Consider the following 15,054-nt stretch of genomic DNA (forward strand, 5'->3'; position numbering starts at 1 on the left):
GACCACGGGCAACTGCTGCCGTGGCGCTTTGTGCTGGTGCCGCAAGCGGCGCGCGCCCGGCTGGCCGCGGTATTTGGCGCAGCGCTGGTCGAACGCGACGCGCAGGCCACCCCTGAGCAGGTTGCGCAGGCCCGCGAAAAGGCGCATCGCGCCCCCTTGCTCATGCTGGTGGTGGTCGATGGCGAGTGTGGCGATGCCGGGATCGATCTGGCCGAACGCATGGTCTCGGCCGGCTGCGCGGTGCAGAACATGCTGCTCATGGCCACGGCATTGGGGTATGGTTCGTCATTGACCAGCGGCAAGGCGTTGAAGTCCGATGGGCTGCGCACCCTGTTCGGCCTGGCAAGCGGCGAGCATGCCCTGTGTTTTGTCAGCATGGGGACGGCCCAGTCGCGCAAGCCCGCCTGCCTGAGGCCGGTGCCTGCAGATTTTGTAAGCAGCCTTTCTGCCGACGCAGCCGCAACGGGGTGCGACTCGGCGGACCCTTTTTATTCCCTGTGACTGGATGAATCCATGGACATTCTGAGTTTTGACGACCTGCTGCAGGCCGCCCGCGCCCAGCCCGAACCGCAGCGCCTGCTGTTTGTGTTTACCGGTGTCGAGCTGCCCGAGGACAGCACACCGGTGCAACGCGCACGTTTCGAAGCAGGCCAGGGTGGCGCGCTGGTGCCGCTGATGTGTGTGGACAAGCGTCCCGAGGAGCTGAGTTCGTTTGCCGCGCTGGTGCAGGAATCCCGCCAGTTTGGCCACAACTGGGGCCTGGTGTTTGCTGCCGCCATGTCGGGTTCGGTGAACCGTGCACCGACCACGGAAGACGCCGAGGAGCCGCTGCAGCGCATGGTCGAGTCCATCAAGCAGGGCCAGATCGGCGCATTTATTCCGTTTGACCCGCAGGGGCAACCGGTGCAGTTCGGCTGACATGGGTGTGTTGCGCCGAACGGCAAGTCCGGTGGCGCTGCCAGGGTTTCATGCCCCGGGAGCGGGCTTCGAGGCGCCTTTCGACATGCTGGCCGCCTGCCACGAACGTGTGGAGCGCATGCTTGCATTGCTGGCGCGTCTGCAGCAGCACCTGCTTGCGCATGGCCGCGACGATCCGGCACGCCAGGCGGCGCGCGACGTGATGCGTTACTTTGACCTCGCCGCCCCGCTGCACCACCAGGACGAAGAGCTGCATGTGTTTCCGCCCTTGCTGGCCGGGCCGGATACCGGTTTGCGATCGCTGGTCGAACGCCTGGTACAGGACCACCGGGCGATGGAGCGGACCTGGCCCGGGGCGCACCGCGTCCTGCACGAAATCGCCGAAGGCCCGGTGGCCGGCTGGACTGCGCTGACAGCCGCCCAGACGGCGGCGCTGGATCGCTTCGCCGGCCTGTACGAGCGGCACCTGGCGGACGAAGATCGTCTGGCCTATCCCGCCGCGCAGGCGCTGCTGACGCCGCAAGCCCTGCAGGCCATGAGCGGCGACATGATGCAGCGCCGTGGCGTTCGCCCCGGCAACTGATCCCCGGCTGCCGCTGGTCATGTTTAGAGGCAAAATAGCAGGATGAACGCGCCCGACTCCCCCAATGCCCTGGCTGCCCGCAGCGAACTCCCGGTGCTTTTGCAGGCCATGGGTTCACAGGCAAAAGCGGCTTCAGCCCTTATGGCGCGGGCGCCAACAGCTATAAAAAACAGAGCGCTTCTGGACTTGGCAGGTTTACTGCGCAGCCAGACCGCGTCCCTGCAAACGGCCAATGCCCTTGACCTGGAACGTGCCAAAACGGCCGGCTTGGCCGGGCCCATGCTGGACCGGCTCAAGCTGAGCCCCAAAATCATCGAGACCGTGGCCCTAGGCTGCGAGCAGCTGGCGGCCATGCCGGACGTGATCGGCGAGATCATCGGCATGAAGCAGCAGCCCAGCGGCATCCGCGTCGGCCAGATGCGTGTGCCCATCGGCGTATTCGGCATGATTTACGAAAGCCGGCCCAATGTGACGATTGAAGCGGCATCGCTTGCGATCAAGAGCGGCAACGCCTGCATCCTGCGCGGCGGCTCCGAAGCCATCGAGTCGAACAAGGCGCTGGCGGCGCTGGTGCAGCAGGCGCTGACAGGGGCCGGCCTGCCGGCCGATGCGGTGCAACTGGTGCCCACCACCGACCGCGAAGCCGTGGGCCTCCTGATCACCATGCCGCAATTTGTGGACGTGATCATCCCGCGCGGCGGCAAGGGCCTGATTGAGCGGATCAGCCGCGACGCCAAGGTGCCGGTGATCAAGCACCTGGACGGCAACTGCCATGTCTATGTGGACGACCCGTGTGATGTCGCCATGGCGGTGACGGTGGCCGACAACGCCAAGACCCAGAAGTACAGCCCCTGCAATGCCAGCGAAGGCCTGCTGGTCGCGCGCGGCGTGGCGGCGGAGTTTCTGCCGAAGATAGGCGCCATCTACGCGGCCAAGGGCGTGGAGATGCGCTGCGATGCTGAAGCACAGGCCCTTCTGGCGAAGCTGCCCGGTGCCAGGGTCCAGCCGGCGACCGAACAGGACTGGTACGAGGAATACCTGGCGCCCATCATCAGCATCAAGGTGGTCACCGGCGTCGATGAGGCCATTGCGCACATCAACAAGTACTCGAGCCACCACACCGACGCCATCCTCACGCGCGACCACATGCATGCCCAGCAGTTTCTGCGTGAGGTGGATTCGGCCAGCGTATTGGTGAATGCGAGCACCCGCTTCGCAGATGGTTTCGAGTTTGGCCTGGGTGCCGAAATAGGCATCTCGACGGACAAGTTCCATGCACGCGGGCCGGTCGGCATCGAGGGCCTGACCTCGCTCAAATACGTGGTGCTGGGCCAGGGCGAAGTCCGCAGCTGAACAAGCCACCGGCCGGCTACGCGCCGGATGCCTCTGCGGCTTACCTCTTGTAACCGCGTCGGGGCACCCCAATCTCCCTAAAATTCGGTCAGCTATCACCGAAGCAATAACAACGTTTCCCAATTGAAAGTGGCCGCATGGTTCCGCACCTCATTACTGCCCTGAACGGCCCCATCAACGAGCTGGAGCAGCGCATCCTGGACACCACACCGGCGATCGAGCGCTGGTTTCGCCTGGAGTGGATGGAGCACACGCCGCCGTTTTACAGCTCGGTCGATGTGCGCAATGCCGGTTTCAAGCTGGCGCCGGTGGACACCAACCTCTACCCCGGCGGCTGGAACAACCTCACGCCCGAGATGCTGCCGCTGGCCGTGCAGGCCGCGATGGCCGCGATCGAAAAAATCTGTCCGGAAGCGCGCAACCTGCTGGTGATTCCCGAAAACCACACGCGCAACACCTTTTACCTGGCCAACATCTTGCAGCTCAAGCGCATCTTTCACCAGGCCGGGCTCAACGTGCGGTTTGGCTCGCTCAGCCCGGAGATCACCGCGCCGACCACGCTGACCCTGCCCACCGGCGAGCAGATCACGCTGGAGCCGCTGGTGCGCACCGACCGGCGCCTGGGCCTGAAAAATTTCGACCCCTGCACCATCCTGCTCAACAACGACCTGTCGGCCGGCATTCCCGGCATGCTGGAAGACCTCAACGAGCAGTATCTGCTGCCGCCGCTGCACGCGGGCTGGTCGGTACGGCGCAAGTCGCGTCATTTCCAGGCCTATGAGGAAGTGTCCAAGCGTTTCGGCAAGCTGCTGGGCGTGGACCCCTGGTTGATCAACCCGATGTTTGCCAAGTGCGGCGAGGTCAATTTTGCCGAAGGGGCGGGCATGGACTGCCTGACCACCAATGTCGATGCGCTGCTCACCAAGATCAAGCGCAAATACAAGGAATACGGCATCAACGAGAAACCGTTTGTGATTGTCAAGGCCGACAACGGCACCTACGGCATGGGCATCATGACGGTGCGCGATGTGAAAGACCTGGACGAGCTCAACCGCAAGACGAAAAACAAGATGAGCACGACCAAGGACGGCCAGCAGCTGTCCGAGGTCATCATCCAGGAAGGGGTGCAGACCCACGAGCGCATCAACGACGCGGTGGCCGAGCCGGTGGTCTACATGATGGACCGCTATGTGGTGGGCGGGTTTTATCGCGTGCACGCCGACCGCGGCATCGACGAGAACCTCAACGCCCCCGGCGCCAGCTTCGTGCCGCTGGCCTTTGCCGACAGCGGCCGGCTGCCCCAGCCGGGCGTCAAGCCCGGCTCCAGCGGGCCGAACCGCTTCTATATGTATGGGGTGATTGGCCGCTTGGCCATGCTGGCCGCCAGTTACGAACTCGAGGCCACCGACCCGGACGCCGAGGTGTATGACTAGGCACGTTCTCGCTTCGGTGCGCTGCGTGTAGGCCTTTTCCCTTTGCAGGGGCGCCGCGCGACATCCGGCAAGGCCGGCCTCTGCCCGGGGCTGTTGGTGGAGTCGGGGGATGGCGTTGCGTACCCTGGGTGCTTGAACCATTTGATGATGAGTATTTTTGGACTCTAGCCCTTGGCTGGCGGGTGCCAGTAGCTATCAAAACCATAGTGAAAGTGATCCCAAGGTTGCTGCGCCCCGGGTAGCACATAATCCTCTCGGTTACAAGTTGTTGCAGTGCAACAAAATCCCGGATTCTCGCGATTAGAGGCCTGTGCTGACTTGCCGGATACGGGGGGAGGCGCAAAATAGCATCCTCCAAGACAACCCTTTCTCGCCGTTGGGGCAGCATGACCCCGGCTCCGCGAGAATTTTTTTGTGTCCAGTAAAAAATCATCACTTGCGGCGCTGACCCTGGGCGCCGTTGGCGTCGTTTACGGCGACATCGGAACCAGCGTCCTGTATGCCATCAAGGAAGTCTTCGGTTCCGGGCACGTCGCGTTTACCCCTGAAAACGTTTACGGCATCCTGTCCATCTTCTTCTGGACACTGACGGTGATCGTTTCGATCAAGTACGTGCTGCTGGTGCTGCGTGCCGACAACAACGGCGAGGGAGGGCTTGTCGCCATGCTGGCGCTGGCCTCGCAGGCGGTCAAGGACCGGCCGGAATTGCGGCGCATTCTCCTGGTCATCGGCATTTTCGGAACCTCGCTGTTTTATGGCGATGGCGTGATCACCCCCGCCATCTCGGTCCTGTCCGCGGTCGAGGGTCTGGAGGTCATTTCCCCGGCCTTCGAAAAGTACGTGATCCCGGCCACGCTGATGATCCTGTTTGCGCTCTTTGTCGTGCAAAAGCGCGGTACGGCCGGCATTGGCAGGTTTTTTGGCCCCATCACCCTGGTCTGGTTTGCCGTGCTGGCGCTGCTGGGTGCGGCGCAGATCATCACCAACCCCATCATTCTCAAGGCACTGAGCCCGCATTACGCAGTGATGTTCATGTGGTTCAACCCGGGGACGACCTTCATCATTCTTGGCGCGGTGGTGCTGTGTGTGACGGGTGCCGAGGCCTTGTATGCCGACCTCGGCCACTTCGGCAAGAAGCCGATTCGCCTGGCCTGGTTTGCCGTGGTCATGCCCGCCCTGACCCTGAATTATTTCGGACAGGGCGCGCTTTTGCTGAGCAACCCGGAAGCCGTGAAAAACCCCTTTTATCTGATGGCTCCGGAATGGGCGCTGTTGCCGCTGGTGCTGCTGGCCACCATGGCGACGGTGATCGCCTCGCAGGCGCTCATCACCGGCGCCTTCAGTGTCACCAAGCAGGTGATCCAGCTGGGTTACCTGCCGCGCCTGAACATCGAGCACACCAGCGTGCGCGACACCGGGCAGATCTACATCCCCCTGGTGAACTGGGGTTTGTTTGTCACCATCGTGCTGGCCGTGGTGATGTTCCGCTCGTCAAGCAACCTGGCAGCCGCTTACGGCATCGCCGTCTGCACCGACATGCTGATCACGACCATCCTGACTTTCTATGTGATCCGTTATGGATGGAAATACCCCTTGTGGCTCTGCCTTTCCGCCACCGGTGTCTTTTTTGTTGTGGATTTCGCCTTCTTCGCCTCCAACCTGATGAAGCTTTTTGCCGGCGGCTGGTTTCCGCTGGTCATCGGCGGGATCATCTTCACGCTGATGATGACCTGGAAGCAGGGGCGAACATTGCTCAACGAGAAACTGCGTGCCGACGCGATCGACCTGCCCGGCTTCCTGGAAGCAGTTTTCATCAGCCCACCGGCCCGGGTCGAGGGCACGGCCGTGTTCCTGACCGCCGAGCCGGGCGCCGTGCCCAATGCGCTGCTGCATAACCTCAAGCACAACAAGGTGCTGCATGAGCAGAACCTGTTTGTCACGGTGCGCAACCATGAGGTGCCCTGGATTGGCATGGACAAGCGGCTGGCGATCGAGTCGCTGGGCCACAACTGCTGGCAGGTCGTGATTCACTATGGTTTCAAGAATGATCCGGACCTGCCCAAGGCGCTGGAGCAGATGCGCACGCGCGGCTGCGAACTGGAAGTCATGACCACCAGCTACTTCCTGTCGCGCGACGTGGTGGTGCCCACCATCGGCAGCGGCATGGCGCCTTGGCGCGAGAAGCTGTTTGCGCAGATGCACCACAACGCAAGCGGTGCGGCGGACTTCCTCAATCTGCCGAACAACTCGGTGGTGGAACTGGGTAGCAAGATCGAGATTTGATCTTGGTGTTTTGTGGCTGCAGTCCCTGACCCATAAGCGCAAACAGCTATTGAATTAATAGCAAAGCATTCCTTGCGCTTGTCATCCCGGACTTGATCCGGGATCCAGATGCGAGGTGTTCTTTCTGCCCGCAGCAGGCCAGGCCGGAGCACAGGCGCCGGCAGTCACGCCGCCGAGACAGGGGCGGTAGCCCCACAACCGGCCAGGTCCGGGGGCGCCGACACGATCGACGTCAACGCCGGTTCGACAGCATGCAGCTCGCCCAGCGCCGGACGCGGGCGACGCAGTTCGTCAGATCCGGCAAAGGCCTGCTCCAGGGCCGCTGCCACCCCGAGCACCTGATGGTCTGCGCGGAATTGGCCAATGAGTTGCAGGCCGAACGGCATCCCGGCGTGGTCGGCGCCGCAAGGCAGGCTGAGCGCCGGCAAGGTGGTCAGCGTCACGACGTAAGTCAGTGCGAGCCAGCGGTAGTAGTTGGCTTGCGGTTTGCCGTCAATCGCGTCCGCGTACAGCGTTGTCCACGGGAAGGGGGTCACCGGGGTGGTTGGCGCAAGGATCACGTCGTAGCCCGACATCGCGGCGTTGAAGCGGGTGAGGACGCGGGTCTGCTCGGCCTGTGCCCAGGCGCTGTCGAGCAGGCTCATCGCTGCGCCGATCTCATAGTTGGCGCGGGTGTTGGGGCCCAGGCTGCCGGGGTCGCGCGCGTAGGCCTCGCGCGTGGCTGCCACGAAAGCTTCCGCGCGTAGCACGTCGAAACAGCGGTGCACGTCACCGAGATCGAAACTCACCTCTTCGCAACTGCGAAACAGGTGCTTCATCGCGCTCACCTTGCGGCGGAATGCCTGGCAGATCCCGGGATCGACGTCGCAGGTGCCAAAGTCCTCAGTCCATCCGACGCGCAAGGCGCCGAGATCCACCACAGGCGGCTCCAGAAAGCCGGCCGGATCCAGCGGAAAGCTCAGCGGATCACCCACGGAAACCCCGGCCGATGCCGCCAACTGCAGACAGGTGTCGGCGACGGTGCGGCCCATGGGGCCGACCACAGAGATCGGCGACCAGCCGAGAGGCTTGCGCGAACTCGGCACCGTTCCGGGCGACGGCCTGAAGCCCACCACACCGCACAGCGCGGCGGGAATGCGCAGCGATCCGCCGGTATCGGAGCCGGTACACACAGGCAGCATGTCGCATGCCAGCGCCGCCGCCGAGCCGCCCGATGACCCGCCCGCGTTGAGTCGCGGGTCGAAGGGATTGCCGGTGGCGCCCCAGACCTCGTTGCGTGTGTTCGCACCCGCGCCCAACTCGGGCACGTTGGTCTTTCCAACCACGATTGCTCCGGCGGCTCGCAGCCGCGCGACAAGCACGTTGTCCGCGGTCGGCACATGGTCACGGTACAAGGGGGAGCCCAAGGTGGTCAGCAGGCCTTCGGTAGCCTCCAGGTCCCTGACGCCGATGGGCAGCCCGTGGAGCAGGCCCAGCGGGCGGCCATCCAACACCGCGCGCTCCGCAGCCTTGGCTTCCTTTCGCGCGCGCTCGAAGCACGTGGCAGTGACGGCGTTGACGAATGGGTTCACCGTCTCGATGCGCGCAATGCAGGCCTCCAGCAGTTCCACGGGCGAGATCTGTTTTCCCCTGATCAGGCGCCGCAGCTCGACCGCCGAGCGGGTCACAAGGCCATCAAAGGCGGCCATCATGCCTCCGACAGGCCGTCCTTGGGCAGCATGGGCTTCTTCGGGGGCAGTGCAACCGCGCAGCGGAGGACGTAGGGGTCAACATGTCATTCCGGCCGGATGTTGGCGCGCTGGGCGATCGCACGCATGAGTGGGAGCTCGTTGTCGATACGTGCAACGACTGCCGCGGCCGGCTCATAGGCGGGCTCGAGTCCGCTTGCGATGAGCTTGTCGCGGATCTCGGTATCCTTCATCGTGTCGGCCAGGGCCTTTTGCAGCTTGGCCTTCACGTCCGCCGTGAGGCCTTTCGGTGCGGCAATAGCCAGCCAGGAGTCGGCCGAGAAGCCGGGAAAGCCGCTCTCCGACACTGTCGGCACATTGGGCAATTGGGTCGCGCGGCTTGCACCGGTCGCGGCGATGGCTTTCAGCTTCCCCGCCTTCAGGTGCGGGAGCGCTGCCGCAACGGTATCGACCGTGAAAGGGATCTGGCCTCCGAGCAAGTCGTTCATCGCCGGCGCGCTGCCCTTGTAGGCGACGTGCTGCAGCTTGATGCCGGCCGCGCTCCACAGCATTTCGCCGGCGAAATGCGCCGTGGTGCCGTTGCCGAACGAGCCATAGAGGTATTTGTCCGGTGTACGCTGCACGGCGGCAATCAGTTGCTTCAAGTCATTGACCGGGGCATTGGGATGCGCCAGCACGAGGAGGGGCACCCGCGCCACCTGGCCGATCGGCTCGAAACTCCTGATCGGGTCGTAGGGTAGCTTGGAGTTGAGCGCAGGATTGATCGTGAAGGTGGAACCGGAACTGATGAGAAGCGTGTAGCCATCGGCCGGCGCCTTGGCGACGAAGGCGGCGCCGATGACGGTGCCGGCTCCGGCGCGATTCTCGATCACCACCGGCTGTCCCAGGCGCTCGCCCAGTTTTTTGCTGACCAGCCGGCCGACGATGTCGGTGGCGCCTCCCGGCGGGAAGGGAATGACCAGCTGGATCGGCCTGGACGGATAAGTCTGCGCATGGGCGCCGGCCCAGGGGGCCAGCAAGGCCAGCCCCATGACCAGGAAGATGCTGCGCGAAAACTCTGATTTTCTCATCGTACATTCCCCTTTTTGATGCGGCGCACGGCCGCGTTGCTCAACCGTTGCGGAAGATGAAGCTGTAGGCGTTAAGCGCAGGCACGCCGCCTAGGTGGGCATAGAGCACGCGCGAGCCGGCCGGGAATTCGCCCTTGCGAACCATGTCGATCATTCCGTGCGCGGACTTCCCCTCGTACACCGGGTCGGTCAACATGGCCTCTTGCCGCGCGCACAGGCGAATGGCTTCCAGCGTGCCCTCGTTCGGCAGGCCGTATTCCGGGCCGCCGTAACGTTCGTCCAGCACGATGTCCTTGTCGGTGATCGAGCGGCCCAGCCCGACCAGTTCGGCGGTGTTCCTGGCAATGCGCAGGATCTGCGCCCGTGTCTGGGCCGGCTTGGCCGAAGCGTCGATGCCGATCACCCGGTCGGCCCGCCCGTCGGCCGCAAAGCCCACGACCATGCCGGCCTGGGTGCTGCCCGTCACGGAGCACACGACGATGTAGTCGAACTTGAACCCGAGTTCGGCCTCCTGCCGCCGGACCTCTTCCGCGAAGCCGACAAAGCCCAGACCGCCCAGCGGATGCTCTGAGCATCCCGCCGGGATGGGGTAGGGCTTGCCCCCGGCACGGCGCACGTCTTCCATGGCCTGCTCCCAGCTTGGCCGGATGCCGATGTCGAAGCCGGCCGCATCCAGCCGCACGTCCGCGCCCATGATGCGCGACATTTCGATGTTGCCCACGCGGTCGTACACCGCGTCGGAGTAGTTGACCCAGTTCTCCTGCACCAACACGCACTTCAGGCCCAGATGCGCGGCCACCGCGGCCACCTGCCGCGTCTGGTTGGACTGGATGCCGCCGATTGACACCAGCGTGTCGTAGCCGCCGTTCAGCGCCTCGGGGATGAGGTACTCCAGCTTGCGCGTCTTGTTGCCGCCGAAGGCCAGGGCGCTGTTGCAGTCCTCGCGCTTGGCGTAGAGCTCCACCTTGCCGCCCAGGTGGGCGCTGAGCCGTTTCAAGGGCTGGATGGGCGTGGGGCCGAAGGTGAGCGGGTGGCGGGGAAATTTTTCGAGGTTCATGGCGATCATGTGGTGTGTTGGAGAAATCCAGAAATCCCAGCTGGCGAAAAGTGAAGGCATGCCGGCGAGTTGCTTAAAGGATGCTTAAGGAGGTCAGGGAAATGCTATCAACGCGGCGGCGCAACAGGGTTGCAACTTTATTTTGATTTATTGATTAATATTGAAATATGAAATTCAATTACTTCTAAAAGTTGCTCAATGGCCATCAAACGCGAAATAAAAGTGCATGCATCGAAGGAGGCCGCAGTAGCTCCTCTTCCACTGGATCGCGTCGACCGCACGCTCCTGCGATTGCTGCAACGTGACGCGTCGATTTCCAACGTGGCCCTGGCGGCCAGGGTGCACCTCAGTCCGGCCGCTTGCCTGCGCCGGGTGGAGCGGCTCAAGTCGATGGGCCTGGTGCGGCGCATCGTCGCTCTGCTGAACCCCGCGCCGCTGGGCCTGGGGATGCTGGTAGTGATTGGCGTGGTTCTCGACCGATCCACGCCGCAGTCCTTCACTGACTTCGAGAAAGCCGTGCAGAAGGTGCCCGGTTGCCTGGAATGCGTCGTGGTGACGGGCGAGTTCGATTACTTCGTGACGATCCGCACGCAGGACAACGAGTCATTCAACCGCCTGCATGCGGCCGAACTGCTCTATCTCCCGGGCGTGCGGCAGATCCGGACTTTTGTTGTCCTGAAGCAGGTGCTTTCGACGACCGAGCTTCCGATCGCATAGGTTTTGGGGCTGTTCGGTGAGGGTTTCGCCGAGCGCGTTGACGAGCGCATCGATCCCGGGCCCCATTGCCTCGGGGCCTCAAACAACCCTGCCAGAATCTGCAGATGCGGTTCTTCAAAGATCTCAATCTCTCAACCCTCACCGCCGGCTTCGTGGCCGTGCTCGTCGGCTTCGCGAGCTCCGTTGCCATCGTGTTCCAGGCGGCACAGGCCTTTAATGCCACCCCGGAGCAGATCAGCTCGTGGATGTGGGCGCTGGGTTGGGGAATGGGATTGTGTTCCGTCCTTCCTTCGCTTTGGCTGAAAAAGCCTGTCGTGATTGCCTGGTCAACGCCCGGGGCGGCGGTGTTGGCCACGGCGGGACTGACGGGCGGGTTCTCGATGGGCGAGGCGGTGGCGGCCTTCATGGTCAGTGCGGCGCTGATCACGCTGTTCGGGGTGACCGGCTGGTTCGAGAAAGTCATGAACCGGATTCCGATGGCGATTGCTTCTGCGCTGCTGGCCGGTGTGCTGGCGCGTTTTGGCCTGCAGGCTTTTGCCGCGGCACAAACCGCCTTGCCGCTGGTGCTGCTGATGCTGGCGATCTACCTGCTGGGAAAACGTTTCATGCCGCGTTATGCGGTGGTGCTGACCCTGTTTGGTGCGATTGTGTTCGTGGCCGCACGTGGCGAGATGGCCTGGACGGCGATGAACTTCTCCTTTGCGCTGCCGCTGTTTGTTGCGCCGCAGTTCACGCTGGCTGCGGTGGTGAGCCTGGCCCTGCCGCTGTTTGTGGTGACCATGGCCTCGCAAAACCTTCCCGGCGTTGCGGCCATTCGCGCCGCGGGTTACGGTCCCGACACGCCGGACGGCGGCATTCCGGTGTCCAAGGTCATCACGCTGACCGGCCTGGCGACGCTGGTGTTGGCGCCGTTCGGCGCTTTTGCGCTGAACCTCAGCGCCATCACCGCCGCCATCTGCATGGGTCCCGAGGCGCATGAAGATCCGCGCAAGCGCTACACCGCCGCCGTGGCCTGCGGCGCCATTTACGTGGTGATCGGCATCTTTGGCGCAGCGGTCACCGGCCTGCTCACGGCTTTTCCCAAGGAACTGGTGGTGGCGATTGCCGGGCTGGCCCTGCTGGGCACGATTGGCAGCGGCCTGGCGCAAGCAGTGCGTGACGAGTCGCACCGGGAAGCGGCGCTTATCACTTTTCTGGTCACGCTGTCGGGCGTCGCCATTGCCGGCATCGGCTCGGCCTTCTGGGGCGTGGTGGCCGGCGCGATTGCGCTATTTGTACAACAATACCGCCAGTGCGCTGCCTGAGCGGCCTCCGAATCCCTTATTGATTGCCCCGTTCATGAACATTCTTTTTGTTGCCGACCCGCTCGCATCCTTCAAGACCTACAAGGACACCACTTTCGCGATGATGCGCGAGGCCCAGCGCCGCGGCCATGCAATCAGCGCCTGCGAGCAGCAGGACCTGATGTGGCAGCGAGGCTCGGCGGTGATGGCCCATGTGCGCGACATCACGCTGACCGGCGACGCGACAGACTGGTTCACTGAACGCGCCACGCGCCAGGTCGCCCTGAAGGAATTCGACGCCGTTCTCATGCGCAAGGACCCGCCTTTTGACAGCGAGTATTTCTACGCCACGCATTTGCTGGAGCAGGCCGAGCGCGAAGGCGCGAAGGTGTTCAACAAGCCGCGCGCGCTGCGCGATCATCCGGAAAAACTCGCCATCATGGAGTTTCCCCAGTTCATCGGTCCCACACTGGTGACGCGTGATCCGGAGGACATCAAGCGTTTTCACGCCGAACACGGCGACATCATCCTCAAGCCGCTCGACGGCATGGGTGGCATGGGTATTTTCCGTGTTGGGCCGGACGGGCTGAACCTGGGCTCGATCACCGAAACCCTGAACCGTCACGGCGCGCAAAGTCTGATGGTGCAGAAGTTTTTGCCCGAGATCGTCAAGGGCGACAAACGGGTGCTCGTCATCGGCGGGAAGTGTGTGCCTTACAGCCTGGCGCGCATTCCGCAGGGCAGCGAGGTGCGCGGCAACCTGGCCGCCGGCGGCAAGGGGGTGGCGCTGCCGCTGTCAACGCGCGACCGCGAGATTGCCGAGGCGCTGGGTCCCATCCTTCAAAGCCGCGGCCTGCTGCTGGCCGGCGTGGATGTGATTGGCGACTGTGTGACCGAGATCAATGTCACAAGCCCGACCTGCTTCCAGGAAATTTTCGACCAGACCGGTTTCGACGTGGCTGCCATGTTTGTCGATGCGCTTGAGGCTGCTGTCCAGACATAAAAGAGGCTGTAGCCCTTATCTGACGGGCGCCGACAGCTCCTGTTTTCGTAGCAAATCAGGTGTGCAACGTACCCCCGGCAAAAACCTTGAGCTCACCCGGCGCAAAGGCTATCCAGTTCTCGTTGGTGGTCAGCGGCGCTGTCACCACCACCGCAACCCGGTCGGTCGGCTGCGTGTGTTCGGCGAAGTTCACGCTCAAGTCTTCGTCGTTCAGCGTGGCGTGGGCAAACGGGTGTTTGCGCTCGACGTAGTACAGGTTGGTCGACGCATGGGCCCAGAGCGCCAGGCCGTTGCCCAGCAAAAAGTTGAAGGTGCCATGCGCTGCAATCTGCGCTGCCAGCTCGCGCAGGGTCAGGGTCAGCTCGTCCACCGAAGGTACGCCGGCGTGGGACTTGGCCAGCTCCTGCATGATCCAGCAGAACGCGCGTTCACTGTCGGTGGAGCCCACCGGCCGGAAGCTGCCGTGCAGGCGCGGTGAAAAATCCTTCAGGTCGCCATTGTGGGCAAACACCCAGTAGCGGCCCCACAGTTCACGCACAAACGGGTGGCAGTTTTCCAGCGCCACCCGGCCCTGCGTGGCCTTGCGGATGTGCGCAATCACGTTGCGGCTCTTGATCGGGTAGCGGCGTATCAGCTCGGCCACGGGTGATTCGCAGGCCGACTGGTGATCGACAAAATGGCGCAGGCCTTTGTCGCTGTCGCTGCCTGTGCTGTCATTGCCGCCTTCAAAAAAGGCGATGCCCCAGCCGTCGGTGTGTTCGCCGGTGTTGCCGCCGCGCTGCGCAAAGCCGCTGAAACTGAAGGTCACGTCAGTGGGCGTATTGCAATTCATGCCGAGGAGTTGGCACATGTTTCAGGTCCCGTTTTGACTGGCAGGAACTTGGCGTATCCCCCATGCCGCGACCAGTGCCAATGCGCAGAGCGCAGCCAGCATCATGAAAGCCTCGTTGAAGGCCGCCAGCCGTGCCGGGCTGCTTGCGGCATGCGTCAGCGAATCGCCGTGCGCCGCAAGTCGCCATTCCAGCACGATGCCGCACAGGCTGACGCCGATGGCGCCGCCCAGCATGCGCACGAAATTGATCGCGCTCGAACCCTGCGAGATCAGGCTGTTGTCCAGCGCGCGCAGCGAGCCCAGGTTGAGCGAGGGCAAAATGAAACCGAGCCCGATACGGCCCAGGATGGCCCAGAGCACCAGCAGCCAGATCGCGCTGGTCAGCGTCACGGTCAGCATCAGCGCAAACGACAGCGCCAGCAGAGCCAGCCCGGTGCTCACCAGCAGGTAGGTGGGATGGCGGTCTGCCAGGCGGCCGACCAGCGCAATCGTGATGGCCAGTACAAAGCCGGCCGGCAGCAGGATGGAACCCACATACGAGGCCGACAGGCCCAGGCCCAGCTGCATGTAGACCGGCAGCAGGTAGGTGGAGCCGAACAGCGCCGTGCCATAGATGAAGGCCACGATGCTGCCCATGGCAAACGGCCGGTAGCCGAACAGCACCAGGTTCATCAACGGCTCCCGGCCGGTGGCGGCCATGCGCCGCTGCCACAGCACAAAAACCAGCAGCGCCAGTGCCGCGCCGGCCAACAACAGCGCCGCTTCCAGCGCCGAGCCGCCGTGCAGGGTCACCATGCCGTTGAGCAGGCACAGCGTGCCCGCGCCGCCCAGCAG

14 protein-coding genes are annotated in these 15,054 nt (G+C 63.6%); 9 read left to right on the top strand and 5 right to left on the bottom strand.

Annotated elements, in window-relative coordinates; translation table 11 throughout:
• From WA904_RS13835 to WA904_RS13860, 6 genes are all read left to right on the top strand, one after another.
• The coding region (locus WA904_RS13835; RefSeq protein ID WP_425197703.1) for a nitroreductase family protein at positions 1 to 501 on the top strand (501 nt) is incomplete at its 5' end.
• Between the two features lie 12 nt (positions 502 to 513).
• Complete coding sequence (locus WA904_RS13840; RefSeq protein ID WP_425197704.1) at positions 514 to 918, top strand: ribonucleotide reductase subunit alpha; 405 nt, start codon at positions 514 to 516, stop codon at positions 916 to 918.
• Between the two features lies 1 nt (position 919).
• Complete coding sequence (locus tag WA904_RS13845) at positions 920 to 1,501, top strand: hemerythrin domain-containing protein (protein WP_425197705.1); 582 nt, start codon at positions 920 to 922, stop codon at positions 1,499 to 1,501.
• 42 nt (positions 1,502 to 1,543) lie between these two features.
• Complete coding sequence (locus WA904_RS13850; protein ID WP_425197706.1) at positions 1,544 to 2,854, top strand: glutamate-5-semialdehyde dehydrogenase; 1,311 nt, start codon at positions 1,544 to 1,546, stop codon at positions 2,852 to 2,854.
• Between the two features lie 137 nt (positions 2,855 to 2,991).
• Entirely contained in the window at positions 2,992 to 4,287 is a 1,296-nt protein-coding gene (gene gshA, locus WA904_RS13855; RefSeq protein WP_425197707.1) for a glutamate--cysteine ligase, read from the top strand.
• Positions 4,288 to 4,701: 414 nt separating this feature from the next.
• Positions 4,702 to 6,570, top strand: coding sequence for a potassium transporter Kup (locus tag WA904_RS13860; protein ID WP_425197708.1), 1,869 nt, complete (start codon positions 4,702 to 4,704; stop codon positions 6,568 to 6,570).
• Between the two features lie 164 nt (positions 6,571 to 6,734).
• On the opposite strand, the gene WA904_RS13865 is transcribed toward WA904_RS13860, so the two are convergent.
• The 3 genes from WA904_RS13865 to WA904_RS13875 form a co-directional block, all read right to left on the bottom strand.
• Positions 6,735 to 8,258, bottom strand: a complete 1,524-nt coding sequence (locus WA904_RS13865; RefSeq protein ID WP_425197709.1) for an amidase — start codon at positions 8,256 to 8,258, stop codon at positions 6,735 to 6,737.
• A gap of 86 nt (positions 8,259 to 8,344) precedes the next feature.
• Positions 8,345 to 9,289, bottom strand: a complete 945-nt coding sequence (locus WA904_RS13870; protein WP_425197715.1) for a Bug family tripartite tricarboxylate transporter substrate binding protein — start codon at positions 9,287 to 9,289, stop codon at positions 8,345 to 8,347.
• 79 nt (positions 9,290 to 9,368) lie between these two features.
• The gene (locus tag WA904_RS13875; protein WP_425197710.1) at positions 9,369 to 10,385 is read right to left on the bottom strand and encodes a 1-aminocyclopropane-1-carboxylate deaminase; all 1,017 of its coding nucleotides are present in this window, start codon (positions 10,383 to 10,385) and stop codon (positions 9,369 to 9,371) included.
• Positions 10,386 to 10,583: 198 nt separating this feature from the next.
• Between WA904_RS13875 and WA904_RS13880 the strand changes: the two genes are divergently transcribed.
• The 3 genes from WA904_RS13880 (at position 10,584) to gshB (ending at position 13,388) form a co-directional block, all read left to right on the top strand.
• A complete protein-coding gene (locus WA904_RS13880; protein WP_425197711.1) occupies positions 10,584 to 11,102 on the top strand; it encodes an Lrp/AsnC family transcriptional regulator in 519 nt (172 codons plus the stop codon).
• Between the two features lie 98 nt (positions 11,103 to 11,200).
• A complete protein-coding gene (locus tag WA904_RS13885; protein ID WP_425197716.1) occupies positions 11,201 to 12,406 on the top strand; it encodes a benzoate/H(+) symporter BenE family transporter in 1,206 nt (401 codons plus the stop codon).
• A gap of 34 nt (positions 12,407 to 12,440) precedes the next feature.
• On the top strand, positions 12,441 to 13,388 hold the full coding sequence (gene gshB, locus WA904_RS13890; RefSeq protein ID WP_425197712.1) for a glutathione synthase: 948 nt from the start codon (positions 12,441 to 12,443) through the stop codon (positions 13,386 to 13,388).
• A 55-nt stretch (positions 13,389 to 13,443) separates the two neighbouring features.
• On the opposite strand, the gene WA904_RS13895 is transcribed toward gshB, so the two are convergent.
• On the bottom strand, positions 13,444 to 14,238 hold the full coding sequence (locus tag WA904_RS13895) for a class II glutamine amidotransferase (RefSeq protein ID WP_425197713.1): 795 nt from the start codon (positions 14,236 to 14,238) through the stop codon (positions 13,444 to 13,446).
• A gap of 3 nt (positions 14,239 to 14,241) precedes the next feature.
• On the bottom strand, positions 14,242 to 15,054 hold an 813-nt coding region (locus WA904_RS13900; protein ID WP_425197714.1), incomplete at its 5' end, for an MFS transporter.

The organism is Polaromonas sp. (assembly GCF_049790275.1).
Classification (GTDB): domain Bacteria; phylum Pseudomonadota; class Gammaproteobacteria; order Burkholderiales; family Burkholderiaceae_C; genus Polaromonas.

Coding starts and splice junctions, on each gene's coding strand:
- WA904_RS13840 (WP_425197704.1), top strand. CDS start 514: ATGGACATTCTGAGTTTTGACGACCTGCTGCAGGCCGCCCGCGCCCAG.
- WA904_RS13845 (WP_425197705.1), top strand. CDS start 920: ATGGGTGTGTTGCGCCGAACGGCAAGTCCGGTGGCGCTGCCAGGGTTT.
- WA904_RS13850 (WP_425197706.1), top strand. CDS start 1,544: ATGAACGCGCCCGACTCCCCCAATGCCCTGGCTGCCCGCAGCGAACTC.
- gshA (WP_425197707.1), top strand. CDS start 2,992: ATGGTTCCGCACCTCATTACTGCCCTGAACGGCCCCATCAACGAGCTG.
- WA904_RS13865 (WP_425197709.1), bottom strand. CDS start 8,258: ATGGCCGCCTTTGATGGCCTTGTGACCCGCTCGGCGGTCGAGCTGCGG.
- WA904_RS13870 (WP_425197715.1), bottom strand. CDS start 9,289: ATGGGGCTGGCCTTGCTGGCCCCCTGGGCCGGCGCCCATGCGCAGACT.
- WA904_RS13875 (WP_425197710.1), bottom strand. CDS start 10,385: ATGAACCTCGAAAAATTTCCCCGCCACCCGCTCACCTTCGGCCCCACG.
- WA904_RS13880 (WP_425197711.1), top strand. CDS start 10,584: ATGGCCATCAAACGCGAAATAAAAGTGCATGCATCGAAGGAGGCCGCA.
- gshB (WP_425197712.1), top strand. CDS start 12,441: ATGAACATTCTTTTTGTTGCCGACCCGCTCGCATCCTTCAAGACCTAC.
- WA904_RS13895 (WP_425197713.1), bottom strand. CDS start 14,238: ATGTGCCAACTCCTCGGCATGAATTGCAATACGCCCACTGACGTGACC.